General features: G+C 30.6%; 26 protein-coding genes. 9 read left to right on the forward strand and 17 right to left on the reverse strand.

What is annotated here, in order from left to right:
• The first annotated feature begins 13 nt into the window (after positions 1–13).
• Together BLS00_RS04590 and pgeF are read left to right on the forward strand one after the other, a co-directional pair.
• On the forward strand, positions 14–391 hold the full coding sequence (locus BLS00_RS04590; protein WP_091403193.1) for a response regulator: 378 nt from the start codon (positions 14–16) through the stop codon (positions 389–391).
• Entirely contained in the window at positions 381–1,118 is a 738-nt protein-coding gene (pgeF, locus tag BLS00_RS04595; RefSeq protein ID WP_091403195.1) for a peptidoglycan editing factor PgeF, read from the forward strand. Before BLS00_RS04590 ends, pgeF begins: the two co-directional genes overlap by 11 nt.
• Before the next feature lie 65 nt (positions 1,119–1,183).
• Here pgeF and BLS00_RS04600 read toward each other — a convergent pair whose 3' ends face one another.
• Both BLS00_RS04600 and BLS00_RS04605 read right to left on the reverse strand, forming a co-directional pair.
• Complete coding sequence (locus BLS00_RS04600) at positions 1,184–1,840, reverse strand: permease (RefSeq protein WP_091403196.1); 657 nt, start codon at positions 1,838–1,840, stop codon at positions 1,184–1,186.
• Positions 1,837–2,313 carry a permease gene (locus tag BLS00_RS04605; RefSeq protein ID WP_244885734.1) on the reverse strand — a complete coding sequence of 159 codons (477 nt, stop codon included), beginning with the start codon at positions 2,311–2,313 and terminating at the stop codon, positions 1,837–1,839. Before BLS00_RS04605 ends, BLS00_RS04600 begins: the two co-directional genes overlap by 4 nt.
• Before the next feature lie 88 nt (positions 2,314–2,401).
• Between BLS00_RS04605 and BLS00_RS04610 the strand changes: the two genes are divergently transcribed.
• Complete coding sequence (locus tag BLS00_RS04610; protein ID WP_091403198.1) at positions 2,402–3,034, forward strand: Crp/Fnr family transcriptional regulator; 633 nt, start codon at positions 2,402–2,404, stop codon at positions 3,032–3,034.
• A gap of 1 nt (position 3,035) precedes the next feature.
• Here the strand turns inward: BLS00_RS04610 and BLS00_RS04615 are convergent, their stop codons facing one another.
• On the reverse strand, positions 3,036–3,896 hold the full coding sequence (locus tag BLS00_RS04615) for a PhzF family phenazine biosynthesis protein (RefSeq protein WP_091403200.1): 861 nt from the start codon (positions 3,894–3,896) through the stop codon (positions 3,036–3,038).
• A gap of 206 nt (positions 3,897–4,102) precedes the next feature.
• Between BLS00_RS04615 and BLS00_RS04620 the strand changes: the two genes are divergently transcribed.
• On the forward strand, positions 4,103–4,882 hold the full coding sequence (locus tag BLS00_RS04620; RefSeq protein WP_091403201.1) for a TIGR00266 family protein: 780 nt from the start codon (positions 4,103–4,105) through the stop codon (positions 4,880–4,882).
• A 25-nt stretch (positions 4,883–4,907) separates the two neighbouring features.
• On the opposite strand, the gene BLS00_RS04625 is transcribed toward BLS00_RS04620, so the two are convergent.
• From BLS00_RS04625 to BLS00_RS04640, 4 genes are all read right to left on the reverse strand, one after another.
• Complete coding sequence (locus BLS00_RS04625) at positions 4,908–5,339, reverse strand: DUF1893 domain-containing protein (protein ID WP_091403203.1); 432 nt, start codon at positions 5,337–5,339, stop codon at positions 4,908–4,910.
• Positions 5,317–5,862, reverse strand: a complete 546-nt coding sequence (locus BLS00_RS04630) for an ECF transporter S component (RefSeq protein ID WP_091403204.1) — start codon at positions 5,860–5,862, stop codon at positions 5,317–5,319. Before BLS00_RS04630 ends, BLS00_RS04625 begins: the two co-directional genes overlap by 23 nt.
• A 67-nt stretch (positions 5,863–5,929) precedes the next feature.
• Positions 5,930–6,538, reverse strand: a complete 609-nt coding sequence (locus BLS00_RS04635; protein ID WP_091403206.1) for a hypothetical protein — start codon at positions 6,536–6,538, stop codon at positions 5,930–5,932.
• A 181-nt stretch (positions 6,539–6,719) separates the two neighbouring features.
• The gene (locus BLS00_RS04640; protein ID WP_091403207.1) at positions 6,720–7,169 is read right to left on the reverse strand and encodes a GNAT family N-acetyltransferase; all 450 of its coding nucleotides are present in this window, start codon (positions 7,167–7,169) and stop codon (positions 6,720–6,722) included.
• Positions 7,170–7,381: 212 nt separating this feature from the next.
• On the opposite strand from BLS00_RS04640, the gene proC reads away from it, so the two are divergent.
• The 4 genes from proC to BLS00_RS04660 all read left to right on the forward strand — a co-directional run bounded on the left by proC (position 7,382) and on the right by BLS00_RS04660 (position 10,764).
• Positions 7,382–8,164 (forward strand): pyrroline-5-carboxylate reductase, encoded by a 783-nt coding sequence (gene proC, locus BLS00_RS04645; RefSeq protein WP_205742381.1) that lies wholly within the window; start codon positions 7,382–7,384, stop codon positions 8,162–8,164.
• 61 nt (positions 8,165–8,225) lie between these two features.
• The gene (locus tag BLS00_RS04650; RefSeq protein WP_091403210.1) at positions 8,226–8,573 is read left to right on the forward strand and encodes a hypothetical protein; all 348 of its coding nucleotides are present in this window, start codon (positions 8,226–8,228) and stop codon (positions 8,571–8,573) included.
• Positions 8,574–8,633: 60 nt separating this feature from the next.
• Positions 8,634–9,506, forward strand: a complete 873-nt coding sequence (locus tag BLS00_RS04655; protein WP_091403212.1) for a CPBP family intramembrane glutamic endopeptidase — start codon at positions 8,634–8,636, stop codon at positions 9,504–9,506.
• Positions 9,490–10,764, forward strand: a complete 1,275-nt coding sequence (locus BLS00_RS04660) for an amidohydrolase family protein (RefSeq protein ID WP_091403213.1) — start codon at positions 9,490–9,492, stop codon at positions 10,762–10,764. Before BLS00_RS04655 ends, BLS00_RS04660 begins: the two co-directional genes overlap by 17 nt.
• A 141-nt stretch (positions 10,765–10,905) precedes the next feature.
• Here the strand turns inward: BLS00_RS04660 and BLS00_RS04665 are convergent, their stop codons facing one another.
• The 5 genes from BLS00_RS04665 to BLS00_RS04685 all read right to left on the reverse strand — a co-directional run bounded on the left by BLS00_RS04665 (position 10,906) and on the right by BLS00_RS04685 (position 15,886).
• Positions 10,906–12,285 carry a GrpB family protein gene (locus tag BLS00_RS04665; RefSeq protein ID WP_176759842.1) on the reverse strand — a complete coding sequence of 460 codons (1,380 nt, stop codon included), beginning with the start codon at positions 12,283–12,285 and terminating at the stop codon, positions 10,906–10,908.
• A 137-nt stretch (positions 12,286–12,422) separates the two neighbouring features.
• Entirely contained in the window at positions 12,423–12,830 is a 408-nt protein-coding gene (locus BLS00_RS04670; protein ID WP_091403216.1) for a MaoC family dehydratase, read from the reverse strand.
• A 26-nt stretch (positions 12,831–12,856) separates the two neighbouring features.
• A complete protein-coding gene (locus tag BLS00_RS04675) occupies positions 12,857–13,906 on the reverse strand; it encodes an electron transfer flavoprotein subunit alpha/FixB family protein (RefSeq protein WP_091403218.1) in 1,050 nt (349 codons plus the stop codon).
• A 23-nt stretch (positions 13,907–13,929) separates the two neighbouring features.
• Complete coding sequence (locus BLS00_RS04680) at positions 13,930–14,724, reverse strand: electron transfer flavoprotein subunit beta/FixA family protein (protein ID WP_091403219.1); 795 nt, start codon at positions 14,722–14,724, stop codon at positions 13,930–13,932.
• Between the two features lie 22 nt (positions 14,725–14,746).
• Complete coding sequence (locus BLS00_RS04685; RefSeq protein ID WP_176759843.1) at positions 14,747–15,886, reverse strand: acyl-CoA dehydrogenase; 1,140 nt, start codon at positions 15,884–15,886, stop codon at positions 14,747–14,749.
• A gap of 345 nt (positions 15,887–16,231) precedes the next feature.
• On the opposite strand from BLS00_RS04685, the gene BLS00_RS04690 reads away from it, so the two are divergent.
• The gene (locus BLS00_RS04690) at positions 16,232–16,780 is read left to right on the forward strand and encodes a hypothetical protein (protein WP_091403221.1); all 549 of its coding nucleotides are present in this window, start codon (positions 16,232–16,234) and stop codon (positions 16,778–16,780) included.
• Positions 16,781–16,806: 26 nt separating this feature from the next.
• On the opposite strand, the gene BLS00_RS04695 is transcribed toward BLS00_RS04690, so the two are convergent.
• The 5 genes from BLS00_RS04695 to fabG all read right to left on the reverse strand — a co-directional run bounded on the left by BLS00_RS04695 (position 16,807) and on the right by fabG (position 21,467).
• Entirely contained in the window at positions 16,807–17,382 is a 576-nt protein-coding gene (locus BLS00_RS04695; RefSeq protein WP_091403222.1) for an indolepyruvate oxidoreductase subunit beta, read from the reverse strand.
• Position 17,383: 1 nt separating this feature from the next.
• Positions 17,384–19,159: an indolepyruvate ferredoxin oxidoreductase subunit alpha gene (gene iorA / locus BLS00_RS04700; RefSeq protein WP_091403224.1), complete on the reverse strand. Its 1,776-nt coding sequence runs from the start codon at positions 19,157–19,159 to the stop codon at positions 17,384–17,386.
• Positions 19,160–19,419: 260 nt separating this feature from the next.
• A complete protein-coding gene (gene acpP, locus BLS00_RS04705; protein WP_091403226.1) occupies positions 19,420–19,662 on the reverse strand; it encodes an acyl carrier protein in 243 nt (80 codons plus the stop codon).
• A gap of 13 nt (positions 19,663–19,675) precedes the next feature.
• On the reverse strand, positions 19,676–20,719 hold the full coding sequence (locus BLS00_RS04710; protein WP_091403227.1) for an NAD(P)H-dependent flavin oxidoreductase: 1,044 nt from the start codon (positions 20,717–20,719) through the stop codon (positions 19,676–19,678).
• A 13-nt stretch (positions 20,720–20,732) separates the two neighbouring features.
• Positions 20,733–21,467, reverse strand: coding sequence for a 3-oxoacyl-[acyl-carrier-protein] reductase (fabG, locus tag BLS00_RS04715; protein ID WP_091403229.1), 735 nt, complete (start codon positions 21,465–21,467; stop codon positions 20,733–20,735).
• Positions 21,468–21,474 lie beyond the last annotated feature (7 nt).

A 21,474-nucleotide genomic window follows, 5' to 3' on the forward strand; every position in this document is an offset into this window, starting at 1 on the left:
GGGGGATATTTTTATGAACAATAAATCAATATTTGTTATAGAAGATTATGATATAGATTACGAAATAATAAAAAAAGAAATGGAAGAAAATGGAATTATTAATGAAATCAAAAGATTCAAAAATGCAGAAGATGCTATTAAAGAATTAGAAAAAAAAGAAAAACCTTCGATCATATTGTTGGACATAATGCTTCCAGAAATGAATGGTATAGACTTTTTAAAAGCTGTTAAAAAAGAAAAACTTTTAGAGGGGATTAAAGTTATAGTTTTAACAAAAAAAGAAGAAGACAAAAATAGGATAGATTCTTTCAACCTTGGGGCAGTTGGCTATATGAATAAACCTTTTGATATAAATGATTTTATAAATATAGTGAGATCAAATGGAGAATAATTTTAAAATAACTTTTATAAATAACAAAAAACTATTGGAATACAAAGATGAAGATATGAAAATATTATTTACAACAAAAGATTTTGGTTCATTTTCAACTAATGATGCAAAGGGATATAAAGAATTACTTCAAGAAATTAATCTTGAAGATAACGTTTTGATTCTTTCAGACCAAGTTCATGAAAACCACGTTGAAACAATTAAAAAAATCGAAAAAGAAGTATTGAAGCTCAAAGATACAGATGGAATGGTAACAAATCTTTCTAAAACATCTCTTTGCACAGTTTACGCAGATTGTGTCCCTCTCTTTTTTTATGATAAAACGAAAAAAGTAATCGCCAGTTCTCATTCAGGCTGGAAAGGAACAGAAAAAAACATAGCAAAAGAAACTATAGATAAAATGAAGACCAATTATGGATGTAAGCCAGAAGATATAAAATGCTTGATAGGCCCTTCAATATCTCAGAAAAATTACGAGGTAGATGGAAAAGTATTCCAAGCAATAAAAAATGTGACTGATACAGAAAAAATAGCAATAAAGCAAGGAGAAAAATACCTTATAGATTTATGGCAAGCGAACAAGATGTTGATTGAAAAAGAAGGTATACCTACTGAAAATATAACGATCTCTGGATTTTGTACCTATGAATTTAGCGAACTTTTCTACTCATATAGACGTGAAGGTCAAAATGCGGGAAGAATGACTGGGATAATAACCATTTTATAAAATTATATTATAAAACCATCGTGCAGAGGAACATTCACGATGGCAACACAACTTATATGGGTAAGTTATGATTCATTTATATACACACAATCTGTTAGGACCTTATCACCTTTTTGAACATCATTTGCAAAAGCCTCGCAATTTTTAGAACCGCAAGCTCCACAATTCATACCAGGTAATTTTTCCAGGACAGGGTTATAATTTTCTTCTGTTTCATCCAATATTTCTTCTCTGCTAACAATCTTGCTTACAAAAAATGACATTACCAATATTGCGGGGATAGTCAATAGATATCTTGTTAGTGCGAAGCTAATTCCAAGAAAACTAGATTCAACCATGAACATCACTATTTTAATTACAGCCCAAGAGCTTATTATGATAACAGTGTTGGCAACAGAAGCACCCTTTTTTAATAACGAATGAGTTACTGGAAAGGCTGCATAAATTGGACCAGCTGAAAAGGATCCTATTATAAAAGAATAGATTTTGCCTTTTATTCCAGAGCCATCGCCAAAATGTTTAATTATCACTTCTCTTGGTACCCATTGGTTAATTAAAGCGGATATTATCATTATTGCTGGCATGATTTGGAGCATTTCTAAGAAAAACCCTTTTGTAATATTCAAAGCTTCAAAAAAAGCGTTTGGGTTATAAATAGGGGTTGTAAATATCAACAAACCAGCTATTATTATAAATTTGTATTTTTTTATTTTTTCAATCATAGTATGACCCCCATGAGAATAGCTATTATTATCGCCATGAAAAATGCGGTTATATTTCTAACTATACTGAATTTTTTCTTGAAATACTTTTTTTCAATTGGAAATGTTGCAAAACCTACCATCGTCAATGTTGTTATAAAAGCAGCTATAGCTGTTAAGTTAGCTCCGCTTGTATACAAAGATTTAGATAATGGGAAAGCTATAAAAGCTGGAATGATAGTTACAGTACCTATAAGAGCACCCCATAAAGTACTTACAAATTCGTTGGCGCTTCCCAAAAGGTTACGAATATAACTCTCTGGAATGATTGCCAAAACCCAACCTATTATCGCCATTATTCCTACTATCTCTATCAACATTTCTTTCATCATAACCAAAGCATTTTTCAAAGTATCTTTAGTTTTTGGGACATCTTTTTTGAAAGACCATGCAAGAAACCCGCCTGCTCCGAATATTAGTAAAATAGTTGTCAAATTGTCCACCTCCGTAATTTTATTATAAGAAAAAAAATAAAAAAATACCGTGATCTATATCACGGTATAATATATTGAGGTGATTATATTGAATTTGGTTGATTTAATCAAGAAAGAATTTGATATCAAAAAGATGAACAAAATTTTTCTAAAGAAAGGAAGTATATATAAGAAACCAACAGATGAAATCAACAACATAACTTATTTGATTTCAGGGAAGTTGAAAATTGTAAAATACCTCCCATCTGGAAAAGAGCTAATAATAAGACACATTAATAAAAACAATACTTTTGCTGAAACATTGCTATTTTCTGTATCCAATTATCCTGCATATATAATAGCAGATATCGACTCAAAAATTGTAGAAATAAGTAAAGAAAAGATTTTGGAACATTTATCAGATATCAAGTTTACAACCGAATATATAAAATCTATTTCTGATAAAATAAAAGTTCTAACCGATAAAATAGAGTTTCTCTCTTTTGAAAATACGAAGAAAAAATTGGCTTATTATTTGATAAACCTTTATGAATTTCAAAAAAGCAAACATATATACATAGATAAATCTAAAGCAGAAATAGCCAGAATTTTCGGTTCTACAAGAGAAAATATATCAAGAAATTTTTCATCATTCGAAAAAAATAAAATCATCAAAATAATAGATAATCGTAAAATTGAACTAAAGAATATAGAAGTTTTAGAGGATATTCTTCTTTCATAAATTATAATTCTATAGTTATTTCATCTATTATTACAGCTTTTCCGCCAACTTTGACTTTTTCATATATTCCTTCTTTTGATTCTACAATTGCTTTTATTTTTGATGGCTTTTTCATTTTATATCCTTGTTCAAAAACCATTTTTTTGTTAGGTTTGTAAATCCCCTGTTCAACAAAATAACTCGCTAGAGCACCACTTGCTGTACCTGTGGCTGATTCTTCTTTAATCCCCAAATTGGGTGCAAAATTTCTGCAAGAGGCATGAAAATTTTTTCTCTCCAAGTTAAAAATATGAAAACCCGCAGAATCGTTTTCAACACATATTTTAGCAATTTTATCGAAATTTGGAATTAAGAAGTTCATTTTGTCAAAAGATTTTATTGGAACAATTATATCTTTCAACCCTGTGGAAACTATTTGGACAGGGTATTCGGAATAAAAATCTTCTACAGAAATATTCAAAGCTTCTGCAATTATTTTTTTGTCTAAGTATTCTCCAAAATAAGGGATATTCTGGTCCATCATGATTTCTTCGTTTATGCTAACATCTATACCCAATAAACCAGCTTTAGTTTCTTGGTTGTATTTGCCGGGGGATATGATTCCCTTTTTATTCAATAGTGAAAAAGTAGCTATTGTTGCATGTCCGCATAGATCAACTTCATCAACAGGTGTAAAAAATCTTACTTTAAAGTCAGCTTTATCTGATTTTGAAACAAAGGCTGTTTCTGAATAGCCTACTTCTTTTGCAATGTACTTCATTTCTCCTTCTTTTAAATTGTCTGCGTTTAACACAACTCCAGCAGGATTTCCGCCATTTATACTATCAGTAAATGATGATAATCGGTAAACTCTTATTTTCATTTTTTAACAACCTCCTCCTGATTATTATAACAGAAATTAGTTAGTTGATTAAACAAAATATTAATATAGTAATTAAGGTTATATGTTATTAGTTCTTTAATTTAAACAAATATTACAAATATTGCCGTAATAAATCTATTATGTGATTATTTTTTTATTTTGAAGTATAATAAACGTGAATAACTAAAAAGGGAGGCATATAAAGTATGGCTGATTTTATTGATTACATAATTCATGGGGATGATATGCAACTTGTAGAAATTGAATTAGACCCTGGTGAAGGCGTCAGGGCTGAAGCTGGAGCTATGATGTATATGGAAAATGATATAGAAATGCAAACAAACACTGGCGGTGGAGTTTTTAAAGGTTTGAAAAGAATGTTCACTGGAGAAAGTTTCTTTATAACAAATTTTGTACATAGAGGTTCTGGAAAAGGTCATGTGGCTTTTGGAGCTCCTTATCCTGGAAAAGTAGTACCTATTGATCTTGTTGCTTTTAATGGAACTTTCATTTGTCAAAAAGATAGTTTCCTGTGTGCTGCTAATGGAATTGAAATTGAAATTGAATTAACTAAAAAATTAGGAACTGGGTTATTCGGTGGTGAAGGATTCATTCTTCAGAGGTTAGAAGGTCATGGGATGGCTTTTATCCATGCTGGTGGAGCTTTAATTAAAAGACATTTACAACCTGGAGAAATTTTAAAAGTAGACACTGGTTGTATTGTTGGATTTGAAAAAACAGTTGATTATGATATTAATTTTGTTGGCGGTTTTACCAACGCATTGTTTGGAGGAGAAGGTTTATTTTTGGCAACTTTAAGAGGACCAGGAGTTGTTTATTTACAATCATTACCTTTTTCAAGACTTGCAGATAGAATTATGGCTGGTGCAAGAAAAACCGGAACTACAAAAGGTGAGCAAAAAGGATTTTCTGGAATAGGTGGAAATATTTTTGGTGGTTTTTTAGGTGGAGATAATAACTATTAAAAAAATAAATCCTGCTTAGCAGGATTTATTTTTTTGACATCGATTCTTTTATTTTTTCTTCAAGGGCTTTATAAGCTTTGTTTGGTTTCGAAATATTCATTGTGACCTTTTCCATTGGGCACATATCGTCACCTGTTTTGTTCAAAATATATTTCACTTCTTCATCATAAGTGTATGGGAAATCTTTGTCATTAAAAACTTCCATTGCAGTTTCGCTCATTATATAGCCATGAACTTCTTTTGCTTTGGCATATAACATCAATAAAGCTGCTGCTTTACCAATAACTTTATCTGCTATAGAAGATTCCTTCAGCATGGATTTATTTTCTCTTATGATTTTAATCAAAGGTTTTATTCCATCTTCTTGAGAAGCGGCAATGATGTGACCGTCTTTAACTGCCACAAAACTATAATTCCCTTTTTCTAAAAAATCTTTAGCTTTTTCTATATCCTTCATTTAGTGAACCCCTTTTTTCTAAAATTTGAACTATTAGAGGAATTAAAACAATCTGTAGGATTATGCCCGGTAATCCTGATACAACAGCTCCCCAAACAGTTATTCCATTAGGAATATTCATCATAAATATATTGGAAAGAACTATAATCCCTAATCCATAAGTTAATCTACCAAATAACATTGCGGTTATCAAAGAAAGGAACATATTCATCCTTTTCTTTTCAAAAAGATATCCTGAAATTAGTCCGTATACGGGCAATTCAAACATCATTAAAAAAAGTATTGGCACTGGAGAAATAGGAGGCATTCCAGTCAAAAGAGAACTCAAAGCTGGAGTTAAAAAGCCTGCTAATAACCCATATAAAGGGCCTGCTATGAACCCAGTTAATAGAACTGGGATGTGCATAGGTAACAAAATGCTTCCCAAATTAGGCCCCCCAATCAAATGAAAAATCTGAGGCAATAACACACCAAGTGCTATCATTATTGCAGCTGTGATCATTTTTCTTGTCCTTGAATTCATAATTCACCTCTTATAATATATTTACTTTGTTATTATACATTAAAATGATTTGTATTACAAACTATATTTAGTCTTTTAAGGAACTAATAGCCAGAAACAATAAGGGTGTTGTGAGTAATGATAACATATAAACCTTTTGATAATTCAATTCTCCATCGAGTAGATAAACGTAAAATAACCCCATTGAAATTATAAAATATCCAAAAAATCCACCTATTTTAGATTTTGTAGCAATAACAGTTGCCAACAAAATAAATGCTGGTAAAATAAATTCTTGAGGTATAGAAAATCCATGTGAAACAAATGTGTATAAAAATAATAATAGAGTGATAATATATCCAGCTCTTTTTATAAGTATGTCTCGACCTCTTAAAAAAAGTGTTCTAAAAAGATTGGTATATATTAAAGGGATTAATATAAAGATTTCCAAAAATATGGGTTTAATTTCCAATTGTAACGATACACTTACAATTGCTATGGAAATTATTATGAAGAGTGAGTGCATAGCAGATTTGTTAAAAACTATTTTTCCTTGATCATCAAGTTTGTTGTATTTTTTATATTCCATAAACAAAATAATAAAAAACAATAAAAAGTAATACCCGTTGAAGTTTGAAAGATATAAAATTGATATTATTCCCAAAAGTTCTAATAAAGACCATGTTCTAATTTTCATTTTTTCACCCCTTGTGAATAAAATGTAAATTTAAGGGTTAACTCTTAAATTTACAAATATTTAACAAAAATAAATAAAAAAACAGCTTGACATTTAGTTTGCTTAGCGTAATATAATATATATGAAAATAGTCTCACCCACTATGTATGCTACATAATTTTTAAGAGAGGGCGTTATTAAATTAACGTCCTCTCTTATTATACAACATTTCTACATGAGGGATGTTATCCTCAAGGTAAACGTCTGAAACTGTATCAAAACCAAAACTGTTATAAAACTTTTCCAGATACTTTTGGCCAGATAACCTTATTGATGTTTCTCCCCACTTTTGTTCAACAAAATTTATAGCATTTTTTAAGATCTTCTTGGCATAACCGTTACCTCTATAATTTTTATTTACTATGACTCGACCTATTGAAACCTCGTCATAAGAGACACCTTTTGGTAATATTCTTAAATATGCAATTATTTCATCTTTTTCTTTTATAAAATGATGAATAGCTTTATAATCTTTTCTGTCAAGTTCTGGATAAGGGCAATTTTGTTCCACAACAAAGATATCTATTCTTAATTTAATTATCTCGTATAATTCTTTTTTTGTTAGTTCATCAAAATTCTTATAATATTCCATTTTCGACCTCCAAAATACAAAAAAAGACTTCGCATTTTTGCGAAGCCTAAAATTCACTATCATTACAATGATAACATGAAAATCAAAAAATGTAAATAAATTTAATATAAAATGATAATTAAAAAATTAAGACTTATTTTCTAAAAAAATACTATTAGTTTTTCATTTTTTTGTTATAATATATGTGTATATTAAAATTAGGAGGTTTTATCGTGAAAATAGGATTTTGTGGTTGTGGAAACATGGGGTCTGCAATACTTGGAGGTTTAATCGAATCAAAAATTGTAGTAGAAGACGACATATTTATTTATGAACCAAATGATGATAATATAGAAAAAATCCATAATTCGTATGGTCAGGTGAATTTTCTAAAAAGCAACATCGACGTTGTTGATAAAAGTGAAATTATTTTTATCGCAGTTAAACCATATATGTATAAGACTATTTTAGAAGATATAAAAGATAAGTTGAACAAAGAAAAAATAGTTATAACTATAGCTCCTGGAATATCTATAAAAGAAGTAAAAAATATAATAGAAAATAAAGCTAAGGTTGTTAGAACAATGCCAAACACACCAGCATTAGTAAGAATGGGTATGACAGCAGTGAGCTTTGATGAATTAATCGAAGATTCTGAAAAACTTGATGTGATTTCCTTATTGGAGAGTTTTGGAGAGGTGGAAGTAATAAATGAAGGCTTAATGGATCATATTCCAGCTGTTTCCGGGTCATCCCCAGCATATGTTTACATTATGATAGAAGCTATGGCAGATGGAGCAGTTAAAGCTGGAATTCCAAGGGATAAAGCTTATAAATTTGCAGCACAATCTGTTATGGGTGCTGCAAAAATGGTTATTGAAACGGGTAAACACCCAGGAGAGCTTAAAGATGCAGTGTGTTCACCAGGGGGAACAACGATAAAATCCGTTGCAAAATTGGAAGAAAAAGGATTTAGAAGTGCAATTATTGAAGCTATGAAAGAATGTTACATGTGATTTTTTGATTAATTATATTTTAACTTTCATCCGATAATATTAATACATGGAGGTGAAAGTTATGAGAATAAACAGGATAAATGAAATTGAAAGAAAATATTCTGAAAGAACTCAGCCAGTTACAAATGACAGAGTTGAAGGAGTAAAAGATAATTATAAGCAATTTCAAGAGCATCTCCACAGAGAAATGACGGAAAAGGGAAAAAATAAGAAAAAGAAGAAATCTATGCTTTTTTATCCAGACACTTTGATAAGGGATGATATAGATTATAGTAAGGTTTTGTATACAGAGCTTTCAAAAAATAAGAAAAAACACGTAATAAAAAAAGATACTTTTGAATTATTTGCAGAGAGAAATAGAAGAATAAAAAAAGGATCTAAATTAAAGCCACGATATTTTAGAGGTTAATAACAAAGCACCCATATAAAGGGTGTTTTGTTTTAATTAAAAAGGAGATAGGAGAAAATAATGAATCCATTTAAAATCATAAAAACAAGATATGTTTTCTTATTGATGATAACTTATTTGGCAGTAAATATAGTTTTTGATATATGGTTTGATGTAGAAAATAATGTTTTAGAAGCTTTATTAACTCAAATAGGATTTCAGCTGGTAATTATATTTTGGATGTTTTACGAAATGCTTCAGGTTAACAAGAGAGTTGATTTTAAAATCAAACATTTTTTTCAAGATGATCAAAAATCAAACGGGTTTTCTATAATATACTTGATTTTTCTATTCATTTCTTTGATATTCAGTGTGATAATATCTTCGTCTATTTTGCAATTAATGCCTGATTTTATCCAAGAATATCTAAATAATCTAATGACGAACTATGAAAATGCCGTAGTGTTTTCTCAAGACGCTACATTTTTAATATCAACACTTCAGTTTCTAACAATCGTAGTGCTTGCTCCGATTATGGAAGAATTTTTATACAGAGGTTTTTTGATAAATAGGCTTTCTTTAAAATTTGGTCTTGGTTGGGGAGTTTTTATTTCTACACTCCTATTCACAATAGGCCATGGAGATATAATAAGTAGCTTTATAAAAGGGTATGCTTTTTCAATTATATACGTAAAGACTAAAAGTTTAAAAATACCTATAATCTTTCATGTTTTGAACAATTTATTTGCGTTCACTCTTTTTAAAACTTTTGACGCTTCGAAAATGGATTCACTTCAGATACCTGAATTTATAGCGGTTATTTTATTTTTGCTTTTAATAATATCTTTTCCTATTTTGATTCATTTCTTCTATATGTACAGAGTTAGAGACGAAAAGATTTCTCCATTCGAAAAAATTTTTAAAGGGGATGAATTAGATGTACAGGATGAATAAAGATGGTGAATTTGATTTTATAAATACCAAAGTGAATAACAACAAATACGTAACCCCTTTGCTAACCGACTCACATTTACATGTTATTGCCTATGGTGAAAAGTTATCAAATCCAGATTTGGAATTTAAAAGTATTTTGGAAATTAAAAATATAATTGAAGCTAAGTTGAAAGATAACCCAGAAAAACTAATTTTAAGAGGTTGGTCAGAGCCTGGAGTTCCCAAAAAAGATTTTTTAGACTCAATTAACAAAAATATTCCCATGATGATGGTTCGCCGATGTGGCCATGTTGCTACTATTAATAGTAAAATGCTTGAAAAAATAGATTTTTCTGGATATGAACAATACGTTGATGAAAAAGATGGTTTTATATATGAACAAGCCCTTGAAGTAGTTTATGCTGAAATAGGGTATTATCAGAATATAGAAAAATCTTTTGAAAAAGCACAAGAAAGTTTACTTAACGAAGGCTTTGGGTTTATCCATTCTGAGGATATTCACGGTATAACAAAAGATGAACTTCCGTTTGAAAATTCTAAGATAAAAGTCTACGAAAAGATAGCTGTAAATAATTTAAAAGAATTGTATTTATTTGATGAGAAAAAATATTTTGAAGAATTTAATTCTGTAAAAGTGTATACAGATGGTTCTTTTGGTGGATGGACTGCTTTAATGAAAGAAAACTATTCAGATAAAAATACAAAGGGTAAAAAGGTTTGGAAAGATGAAGAACTAAAAAAAGTTATGGAATTTTGTGAGAAAAAACATTTGCATCTTGCCATGCATGCGATAGGAGACGGAGCCGTTGACCAGATACTTCAAATTGCAGAAAAGATTAATCCAAAATCACAGCATAGAATTATTCATTCAGCAGTCTTACACGATTATCAACTTGATTTGATAAAAAAACACCGTTTTATTTTAGACATGCAACCATCTTTTATCCCATCTGACGAACCAATTTTAAAAAGTAGACTTGGTGACAGAGTTAACATTACTTATAGGTTTAAAGATATACTTGACAAAAATATAGATCTCTTTCTATCATCAGATGCACCAGTAGAAGAACCAATATGGATAAGATATTTAGATATATTATCCAAGCAGAATATATCGTACAAACAAACATTAAAGATGTTAGTTTTATCGCCACAAATAATAGATGGTTTTGATAGAATTGGTGATATGTACGATAGAAGGTTGATATTTGAAAGGAACCCTTTTGAATATATTACCATGCCAATGGTAGAAATATAAAAAATAGCCTCCTGAAATTTCAGAAGGCTATTTTTTCAATATTTCAAATATGAGGGATGTTCTAAGGGTGATTATTACGGGCGGAGTTACACTCACCATTATATTACCCCCGATAACTTAAAGAAAACTTATAAAAAATTTTTACTTTATTTTTTCAACAATTTTTTTGATAAATTCATCTTTGTCTTGAACATACTTTTCTCTATTGCTAAAAGTTGTTCTAGATAATTTTTCTTTAATTTCAGCGTAAAAATCTCTATCTTTTTTATTTTTTCTCAAATGATCTCTAAATTTAATATGTCTTCTCCAAAAATCACTGTCAAATTTTGCCAAATGAATGTGAAATTTTGTCACTTTATCTTCTGTAGTATATTTAAAGAAAAATCTGTCAGTTATTCCGTTTTCACCAAAGAAAGTGTAATCTAAATTTTTTAATCTTTCAATTATTTGATTTTTATTAAAATCATCTTCATACCCAATCATAATATCTATGATGGGTTTTGCCGATAATCCTTCTACAGCAGTACTTCCTATATGCTCAATGTTATTTATTTCTGGAATATTTTCCTTTAATCTTGATTTTTCGATTTGATATGCTTTTTTCCAAACTTCTGTATATGGGCTTACAACTACATAACCATTCTTAAGTCCGAAAGAGTTATCGAATAGAAAATCATGAACCTCATTTTTGATTTCTGTTAAATTCATTTTTGCGATTTCTCTTAAGCCCATATTTTTTTCAAGTTTTTTTATTAACTGTGTGCCAATATAGTATCCAGTTTCACTATAACCATCTATATCAAACCAATCACCATAAAAGTCGAACTCATCTTTTCCTTCTTCAGCATATCTAATATATTCAGCGCATAGTTTTGGAAGGTTTATCTCACACCATTCTACCCAATCCCCGTGATTACCTTGATGGTAATAATCTTTACCCATGATTTTTTGAGAAAATCTCTGGGCAAAACCTTCCTCATAAAGTATCCAGTATAGATAATCAGATTGATATTTAAACATTCTCTTTGTTAACCAGTCTTTTCCCCTTAAAATCATGTGTAAAATATGTCCAATTTCATGATATATAAGGTCTTGTAGTTCAGAGTTTTGATACCAGCCAAGATCTACTATTTTTTCTAAACCAAAAAAAACAGCTGGTTTATTTTTATAAGTGTCTACATGCCCTGCACCTGTTCCAAGTCCGATAAAGCTAATGGCATAAAATGTTTCATCAACAACTTCTTCTATTTTATTTTTTGAATTTTTTAGGTAATGGATTAAATTTTCATGAGCTATTTCGAATTTATCCCATTTATTTTGAAAAATTGGGTAAATATGTTTTTCAAAAATATCAAATATCTCATAAACTTTATCCTCTCTGTATGATTCAACAATCATTTCTTTTATTTCTGGATATTCAGAAATATATTCATTCCAGATTTTAAAAGTATTTTCAATACTTTTGTTGTCTAGTTTTTCATATCTGATTTTAAACCCATCGTAAATATCTATGATTTCCATATTTCCACCCCCATGAAAATAATACAGATTATTCATAAATCACAAACTATTTTCTATTATGATTATATCATTTTTGTAAAATATAAATAAAAATAGGTCTTATAAATTTCATAAGACCTATTTTTAGTAATGATGGATTATTTGTCGTATTTTACCATTGCTTCTCCATCAATTGCAGCTTTTCCGTTTTCTTTTAGGATTTGTGTATTAAGTATGAGCCTTTTCTTTTCTTCAATTTTTTCTTTTACAGTTATTTTTATAGTTACTTCTTCATCTAAATATATAGGTGCTAAAAATTTTGATGTTTGAGACATATAGATTGTTCCTGGGCCAGGAAATTCCATGCCTAAAACAGCGGAAATTTTTCCAAGTCCCAACATTCCATGAACAATTCTTCCACCAAAAATAGTCTCTTTTGCAAATTCGTCGTCTAAATGAAGGGGGTTTTTGTCCCCAGTAATTTCTGCAAATGTTTCAACATCTTTAGATGTTGTGGATACTTTTTTTTCATACACTTGACCCACTTTTATTTCATCATATGTCATTAAAAAACACCTCTTTTATTTAAAAATTACGCCATAGCTTTCTTTTCTATTTCATCCATTTTGTCCAATTTTTCAATTATTTTTGGAACTATATTGTATAAATCTCCTACAATTCCTATGTCAGCTACTTTGAAAATTGGAGCATCTTTATTTTTATTAATAGCTACTATGAAATCCGAATCTTTCATACCAGTAACGTGTTGTATAGCCCCAGAAACTCCACAAGCGATGTAGAGTTTAGGCCTTACTGTTGTACCAGTTTGACCAACTTGATGAGAATGATCTATCCAGCCATTATCTACGGCTGCCCTAGAAGCACCAACTACTCCACCAATTTTTTTGGCAAACTTTTCTAATAATTCAAACCCTTCTTTATTTCCCAAACCTCTACCACCGGTTACTATTATATCAGCATCTTCTATAGCCACATCATTTTTTGCTTTTTTTATTACATTGATGATTTGTGTTCTTATGTCTTCTTCTTTTATATTTGGTTCGTATTTTATAACCTCTCCAGTTCTGGTATCATCTTTTTCTGCTTTTTTCATAACTCCTGGTCTAACTGTTGACATTTGAGGTCTATGATTTGGACAAATTATTGTAGCCATAATATTTCCACCAAAAGCAGGTCTTGTCATCAAGAGTTTACCGTCTTCATCATCTATTTCTAAATTTGTACAATCAGCTGTTAAACCTGTGCCTGATTTAGCTGCAATTCTTGGTGCTAAATCTCTTCCAATATGTGTTGCACCTATTAAAACAATTTCTGGTTTGTATTCTGAGATCAGGTTTGAAATAACTTTTGAATAGCCATCTGTTGTAAAACTTTCTAAGTTTTCATCTTCCGCAATATATACTTTGTCTGCACCATGTTTTATCAAATCTTCTGTTAGTCTATCGACATTGTTGCCCAATAATACTGCAGCAACTTTTTCATTTAATTTGTCAGCTATTTTTCTCGCTTCACCCAGTAATTCATAAACTACTGGCATGATCTTACCTTCTCTTTGTTCTGCAAATACCCATACACCTTTGAAATCTTCAAATTTGTTAGTATTTGAATCTATATAAGCCATTATATTAAACCTCCTAATATGGATTAAAGCACGTGTTTCCTTTTTAATTCAACGAGCATTTTTTCTGCAACTTCATCTGATGTACCTTCGAGCATTATACCTTTTCCTTTTTGTTCTGGTGTGAATGATTTTCTAACTTGTGTTGGAGAGCCTTTTAGACCTATGTTTTTTCTGTCAACATCTAAATCATCCACTCCCCATACAGTAACTTTGTTTTCATCTCCAAAAGATTCCCAAATTCCTGAAATGGACATGTATCTTGGTTCGTTCAATTCTTTTATTGCTGTTAAAAGCACAGGGGTTTTAACTCTAATTTTTTCATATCCATCTTCCAAAGCTCTTTCAACAATTACTGTTTTTTCATCTTCAAATTCAAAGTTTTGAACGTAGGTAACTTGCGGTATATTAAGTCTTTCGGCTATCTGTGGCCCAACTTGAGCCGTGTCTCCGTCTATAGCCTGTCTGCCAGTGAAAATAATATCATAATCTGCAATTTTTTTAATTCCAGCAGCCAAAGTTTCTGATGTTGCCCATGTGTCTGAACCACCGAAGAATCTATCGCTCAATAAAATAGCTTCATCTGCTCCCATAGCTAAAGCTTCGTTTAATGCTTCTTTAGCTTGAGAAGGGCCCATTGAAATTACTGTTATTTTTGTGTTTTCATTTTGATCTTTTATCAATAACGCTTGCTCTAAAGCATTTTTATCATCTGGATTAATAATACTTGGCACACCTTTTCTTATAAGAGTCCCTTTTATTGGATCTATTTTAAGCTCTGTTGTATCAGGAACCTGTTTTAAACATACAACTATATTCATAAAAATTCCTCCTTATTAGCTATTATTTCAATGTGTTTGCTGCGATAACCATTCTTTGAACTTCTGAAGTACCTTCGTAAATCTCTGTGATCTTAGCGTCTCTCATCATTCTTTCTACTGGATAATCTTTTGTGTAACCATATCCACCATGTAACTGAACAGCTTTTGTAGTAACGAACATTGCTGTTTCAGATGCAAATAATTTTGCCATTGCAGCTAAATTGGAATATGGTTCTCCATTTTTTTTGGCAGCTGCAGCTTTATATACCAATAATCTGGCTGCCTCAACTTGTGTTTTCATGTCAGCAATATTGAATTGTAAAGCCTGGAACTTACTTATAGGTCTACCAAATTGTTCTCTTTCTTTAATGTAGTTAATTGTTTCGTCGAGAGCGCCTTGAGCAATACCCAATGCTTGAGCAGCAATACCGATTCTTCCACCATCTAAAGTTTGCATTGCTATCTTGAACCCTTTTCCTTCTTTACCCAAAAGATTTTCTTTGGGCAATCTCACATCTTCAAAAATCAATTCTGCTGTAGCTGAACCTCGGATACCCATTTTGTCTTCAATTTTACCTATTGAAAAACCTGGAGTACCTTTTTCTATAATAAATGCAGAAATACCTCTTGTTCCCAGAGAAGGATCTGTCATAGCAAAGACAACATAAGTATCTGCATATTTTCCGTTAGTAATGAAAACTTTTGATCCATTAATAACCCATTCGTTATTTTCAAGAACTGCGTGTGTTTGTTGCCCTGCAGCGTCTGTACCAGCATTTGGCTCAGTTAATGCAAAAGCACCCAATTTAGAACCATTTGCAAGAGGTTTTAAATATTTTTGCTTTTGTTCTTCAGTTCCAAAATTTAAAATTGGCCAACAAGCTAATGAATTATGAGCTGATGCAATAACTCCTGTTGTAGCACAATATCTGGATAGTTCTTCTACGGTAATTGCGTAAGCTATTTCATCTGCTCCTGCTCCACCGTACTCTTTTGGTACGGTCATCCCCAAAATTCCATAACGTGCCATTTTTTTCACATTCTCCATAGGGAATTTTTCTGTTTCATCTGTTTCTGCAGCGATAGGTTTAACTTCTTTTTCAGTGAACTCTCTCACCATTTTTCTAACCATTTCCTGTTGTTTTGTTTCTTTGAAATCCACGAGAATACCTCCTTCGATACAAGTGATATATATCACTATATATACAATATTTTAAAAAGCTTTATTTTTAATTGTTAAAAAAATTTCAAAGTGAATCAAATCTCATTTATATTATAACGTAAAAACAAATAATAATAAAGGACGATGAGCCTTAATTTTGATAAAATATTCACGATTAGAATCAAAAAGCTTTCTTTTAACTAATTAGTAGTGTTTTGTTTCAACTTGATTATACTATTATTAAAAATAAGTTTTCTCAAGTATAATCTATATTGGTACGATTTAATAATATATAAAGAATTTTGGGAGGAGATTATCATTAAAAAATTATTTATTATTTTAATATTGTTAGTGGGTATTTTTAGTTTTTCAGAGGTTTATAAAAATGAAGTTTTTTTAAATGATAAAAATGAATGGGAATACTACGATTTTAGAGAATCTATAGAAGGAACGTATCGCGGAATAAAATATGGAGCTTCTATGGAGAATGTTTCTAAATTCATAATTCCAGAAACTCAAACAGCAACAAAAATAGTTTTTCAAGACAAGTATTTGAACAGAAATGTTGAAGCGACAATGTATTTTTATAATGACCAATTTTACAAAGTCAATAATTATTTTTATCCTGGTTGGTCACCAGAAACTGCACTAAACGAATACGAAAAGCTCAAAGGAGAGTTGACCAGTATTTATGGAGACCCAGTTGAACATTATGTTTATTACGACAATGTTTTTTTGATTGGTAGATTGGAATACGCTTACAAAAATAATCAAGCCAGAATAGAAACTATTTGGGAAAATGATTATGCTACTATAAAAACTGAATTATACAGAGACAATAACTTAAACCATATAGAAATAACTTATACATCAAAAGAGATAGCCGTAGAATAAAATAAAAGCCCCGAAAGGGGCTTTTATTAATTTAATGATAAACTTTTTTCAAAAGCCTTTAAATTTATTTCATGGAATTTTGGCTTGATATTTTCTTTCAAAATATCCTCCCATTCTATATCTTCAAGTCCCAGTTCTTTTGTTAATTGAGCCAGCATTATTATATTCATAGTTTTTATATTTCCGATTTCAGACGCTAAATCAGACGCTTTTAAAGAAATCAAATTAGTTCTTTCTTTTAATTCTTCAACAATCTTTTCAGGGTACTCTGCTTTTCCAGCTAATATAGGTGCTGAGCCTAATTCAAAATCGTTTAATATCAATTTCCCGTCAGGTTTTAGATAATCTAACCACCTCATTGCTTCCATTTTTTCAAAAGCCACAACAAAGTCAGCGCTACCTTTTCCTATAATTGGTGAGTAAACTTTTTCACCAAATCTAATTTGAGTGGTAACTGCTCCACCTCTTTGTGCCATTCCGTGAACTTCTGACATTTTTATATCATAACCAGCTTTTATGAGAGCAGCACTTAGTATTTTAGAAATAAGAATAATACCTTGACCACCAACACCAACCAATAATATATTTTTAGTTTCTTTCATATTACACACCTACCTTTTCTATTGCATCAAAAGTACAAACTTGAGCACAAACAGAACATCCAACACAAGAGTTTGGATCTATGTAAGCACCTGTCTCTTTATCAAATGAAATTGAAGGGCAACCAATTTTTAGACACATTTTACATTTACTACATTTCTCGGTGTTTACTTTATAAATGTGTTGGACTGGTGCGAATTCTTCTTTTTCTTCTTCGTGTAATTTTTTTAGGACACAAGGGTATCTTGTTATTATAACACTTGGTTCTTCTAATTCCATTGTTTCGTCTATGGATTCTTTCACTTCATCAAGATTATTTGGATTGATTGTTCTAACATGTTTGATCCCAATAGCTCTAACTAATTTTTCAAAATCCACTTCATCAGTTTTTTCACGCATTAGTGAATAACCTGTACCTGGATTTTCTTGGTGACCAGTCATTGCAGTTATTCTGTTATCTAAAATGATTATAGTTGCATTGCTTTTATTGTAAACAATGTCTAAAAGACTTGTAATCCCAGAATGGAAGAAAGTTGAATCTCCAACAACACCAAAAACTTTTCTTTTTTGATTTGTTCTTTCGAAAACTTTTGCAAAACCGTGAGCAGCACTAACTCCAGCTCCCATACAAATTACTGTGTCCATGGCGTTTAATGGATCTGCGGATCCAAGAGTATAACAACCTATGTCTCCAGTTATAACTGCACCTTTTTTCTTTGAGAGTTCAAAGAACATTCCTCGATGAGGACATCCTGAGCAAAGTGTAGGTGGCCTTGCAACTATTTTTTCTGGGTTAGGTTGAACAGTTTCTCTTTTTTCTCCCAATAAAGCTTCTCTTATGATATCTGGGTTTAACTCTCCTGTAAGTGGGATCTTGTCTTTTCCAGTGACTTCTATTCCCAAGGCTTTGATCTCTGTTTCTAAGAAGGGTTCGTTTTCTTCAATGACATATATTTTTTTTACTTTTTTTGCAAAATTTCTTATTTTTTCTTTTGGAATGGGAAATGTAAAACCTAATTTTAAATATGAAGCGTCTTCACCGAATACTTCTTTTGCATATTGATAAGAAATACCAGAAGTGATGATCCCTATTTCATCTGAATTTATTTCCTCTCTATTTAATTTTGTTTCATTGTTTGCATATTCTTCTAATTTTTTGAGTTTTTCTTCTAACTCAACATGATGTACTCTGTTTGCTGCTGGTGTGGCAACAAATTTTTGGATGTTTCTTTTGTATTTTTTAACTTCAACTTCTTTTCTATCTTCCAATTCTACTAAAGAATAAGAGTGACAAATTCTTGTTGTCAATCTAAATAAAACAGGCACATCGAATCTTTCTGATACTTCGTAGGCTTCTTTGATAAAATCTTTTGCTTCTTGTGAATCAGAAGGTTCTATTAAAGGCATTTTTGCATGTCGTGCGTAATATCTATTGTCTTGTTCATTTTGTGAAGAATGAAGTCCCGGGTCGTCAGCAGTTACAACAACGTATCCTCCGTTTACCCCTAAATAAGCGTAAGTAAATATTGGGTCAGCAGCTACGTTCATTCCAACGTGTTTCATTGCTGCTAAACTTCTCGCTCCTGCTATTGAAGCCCCTACAGATGCTTCTACTGCTACTTTTTCGTTTGGAGCCCATTCAGAATAGACTTCTTTATAATTAGCCATCGTTTCGAGTATTTCTGTACTTGGTGTTCCTGGATAAGCAGAAGCAAAATGAACGCCTGCTTCCCAAGCACCTCTTGCTGTAGCTTCATTACCAGTTAATAATTTTTTCATATTACTAACCCCTTTCAAAAAATTTTTGCTATATACATCTATTATACACGTTTGTGTGAAATATTTTTCATGGTATATAGTTTTATTATGCGATAATATTCTCAAATAAAGGGGATTAAACTCTCTCAACCTAATTTTTTGTAAAAATAAAATCCCCAGCATTTTAAAATGCTGGGGGTGATATGATTTTCAAAATTTTTACTTTTTTCTATAAAAAGTAATTTAATTTTATAAAGAATTAGGTACTTAATTTTTATTTTTTATCCCAATTTTTCTTTGATTAGATTTACTATGTCTCCAACAGTTTTTATTTTTTCTACTTGATCATCTTCGATTTCGATATCAAATTCATTTTCAAATTCCATTGTTAAATCTACCAATTCTAATGAATCTATGTCTAAATCATCGATTAAATTAGAATCCATAGTTATTTTTTCTTCTTCGACATCAAGACTTTCTACCAATACATCTTTTACCTTGCTTTCAATTTCTTTTAATTCCATTTTACTCTACCTCCTAAAAATCCATAATGTTTTTTATAATTTGTTTTACACTTTTTATTGAATTAGTATCTGGACCTTTTTTCCCTGAGAAGACAACACCGTTATCCACATCTCCTCTGACAGAATTATATAAAGCCTGAGCAATACAAAATTCTACATTTTTAAAATTACAAGTTTTAATACATTGGTAGTTACATGTTTTAGGTTTTGCTTTCCCTGATTTTATTAAATCAAAGAATTTTGTTTTTATGGCCCTACCAGGTAAACCAACTGGAGAATTTAATATTCCTATATCATCTGTTGTAGCTTCGATAAACTTATTTTTAAATTTAATATCTGCATCACATTCTTCTGTTGGTATAAAAGCAGAACCAACTTGGATTCCATCTACGCCTTGATCAAATAGCTGTTTTGCTATTTTTTTATTGTTTATACCACCTGCAGCAATAATAGGAATATAAATTTGTTTTTCTGCGTATAGTTCATCTCTAAAACCAACTAATTCTTTTGCAAGATTTAGTGTTGAATTCTTTGAATCGTTTAATTTATCTTTTTTAAATCCTAAATGACCTCCTGCTTCAGAACTTTCAACAACATAAGCATCTGGAATATAATTATATTTCTTCATCCATCTTTTTAAAATAACTTGTGCCGCTTTTACAGAAGAAACAATAGGTACTAATTTTGCTTTTTTTTCTTTGTTTAATTCAGGTAAGCTTAACGGTAACCCAGCACCTGAAAAAATTATCTTTGCCCCTTCTTCAATGGCTGTTTGTACATATTTTTCATAATTATTTAGAGCAACCATTATATTTACTCCAAATATTCCCTTTGTTTTTTCTTTAGTTTTTTGAATATAATATTTTAGTGCTTCAATATTTGATTTTAAACTATTGTCGTCATTTTTTACCAATCCTATACCTGCTGTTCCTATTACTCCGATTCCACCTTCGTTGGCAACAGATGAAGCAAGGTTGTCAAGTGAAATCCCTACAGCCATTCCACCTTGAACAAGTGGTATTTTTGGAATTAAGTTTCCTATTTTTAATTTTTTCATATTTTCAACCTCATTATAATTTTAATCCACCATCTACTCTTATTACTTGCCCTGTTACGTAAGAAGATAAATTACTTGCTAAAAATAAAGCGACATTCGCGACATCTTCGGCTTCACCCATTTTTTTGAGACAAGAATTTTCAACAACATGATTTTTAACTTTTTCATCTAAATTTTCTGTCATTGTTGTTTTAATAAATCCAGGAGCAATAGCGTTTACTCTTATTTGTTCACCTTTTAAAGTTAGCTCTTTTGCCATGCTTTTTGTAAGTCCAATTATTCCAGCTTTTGAAGCGGAATAATTTGCTTGAGCTATATTGCCTTCTATTCCAACCACACTTGAAATATTTATAATACTTCCCTGTTTTTGCTTTCTCATTAATTTGGCGACTTCTTTTGAAACCAAAAATGTTCCTTTTAAATTAACTTCTATAACTTTCATAAATTGTTCTTCTTTCATCCTAATTAGAAAATTATCTGAAGTGATTCCAGCATTGTTAACCAAAACATCAATTCTTCCTATATCATTTTTTATAGATTTTATGGTTTCAGCGACTTCTTGTTCGTTTGCTACATCACATTTATATGCAAAAAAGTTTTCACCCAGTTCATTTTTTGCTTTGGATAATTCTTCTTCATTTCTTGATATCCCAACAACTTTAGCTCCATTTTTTATAAATATTTTTGATATAATGTATCCTATACCTCTTGAAGCTCCAGTTATTAAAGCTATTTTATTATTTAACAATCTTTTC

It is taken from the genome of Geotoga petraea, assembly GCF_900102615.1.
GTDB classification, from domain to species: Bacteria; Thermotogota; Thermotogae; order Petrotogales; family Petrotogaceae; genus Geotoga; species Geotoga petraea.

Coding starts and splice junctions, on each gene's coding strand:
- BLS00_RS04590 (WP_091403193.1), top strand. CDS start 14: ATGAACAATAAATCAATATTTGTTATAGAAGATTATGATATAGATTAC.
- pgeF (WP_091403195.1), top strand. CDS start 381: ATGGAGAATAATTTTAAAATAACTTTTATAAATAACAAAAAACTATTG.
- BLS00_RS04600 (WP_091403196.1), bottom strand. CDS start 1,840: ATGATTGAAAAAATAAAAAAATACAAATTTATAATAATAGCTGGTTTG.
- BLS00_RS04615 (WP_091403200.1), bottom strand. CDS start 3,896: ATGAAAATAAGAGTTTACCGATTATCATCATTTACTGATAGTATAAAT.
- BLS00_RS04620 (WP_091403201.1), top strand. CDS start 4,103: ATGGCTGATTTTATTGATTACATAATTCATGGGGATGATATGCAACTT.
- BLS00_RS04625 (WP_091403203.1), bottom strand. CDS start 5,339: ATGAAGGATATAGAAAAAGCTAAAGATTTTTTAGAAAAAGGGAATTAT.
- BLS00_RS04630 (WP_091403204.1), bottom strand. CDS start 5,862: ATGAATTCAAGGACAAGAAAAATGATCACAGCTGCAATAATGATAGCA.
- BLS00_RS04635 (WP_091403206.1), bottom strand. CDS start 6,538: ATGAAAATTAGAACATGGTCTTTATTAGAACTTTTGGGAATAATATCA.
- BLS00_RS04640 (WP_091403207.1), bottom strand. CDS start 7,169: ATGGAATATTATAAGAATTTTGATGAACTAACAAAAAAAGAATTATAC.
- BLS00_RS04650 (WP_091403210.1), top strand. CDS start 8,226: ATGAGAATAAACAGGATAAATGAAATTGAAAGAAAATATTCTGAAAGA.
- BLS00_RS04655 (WP_091403212.1), top strand. CDS start 8,634: ATGAATCCATTTAAAATCATAAAAACAAGATATGTTTTCTTATTGATG.
- BLS00_RS04660 (WP_091403213.1), top strand. CDS start 9,490: ATGTACAGGATGAATAAAGATGGTGAATTTGATTTTATAAATACCAAA.
- BLS00_RS04665 (WP_176759842.1), bottom strand. CDS start 12,285: ATGGAAATCATAGATATTTACGATGGGTTTAAAATCAGATATGAAAAA.
- BLS00_RS04670 (WP_091403216.1), bottom strand. CDS start 12,830: ATGACATATGATGAAATAAAAGTGGGTCAAGTGTATGAAAAAAAAGTA.
- BLS00_RS04675 (WP_091403218.1), bottom strand. CDS start 13,906: ATGGCTTATATAGATTCAAATACTAACAAATTTGAAGATTTCAAAGGT.
- BLS00_RS04680 (WP_091403219.1), bottom strand. CDS start 14,724: ATGAATATAGTTGTATGTTTAAAACAGGTTCCTGATACAACAGAGCTT.
- BLS00_RS04695 (WP_091403222.1), bottom strand. CDS start 17,382: ATGAAAGAAACTAAAAATATATTATTGGTTGGTGTTGGTGGTCAAGGT.
- iorA (WP_091403224.1), bottom strand. CDS start 19,159: ATGAAAAAATTATTAACTGGTAATGAAGCTACAGCAAGAGGTGCTTGG.
- acpP (WP_091403226.1), bottom strand. CDS start 19,662: ATGGAATTAAAAGAAATTGAAAGCAAGGTAAAAGATGTATTGGTAGAA.
- BLS00_RS04710 (WP_091403227.1), bottom strand. CDS start 20,719: ATGAAAAAATTAAAAATAGGAAACTTAATTCCAAAAATACCACTTGTT.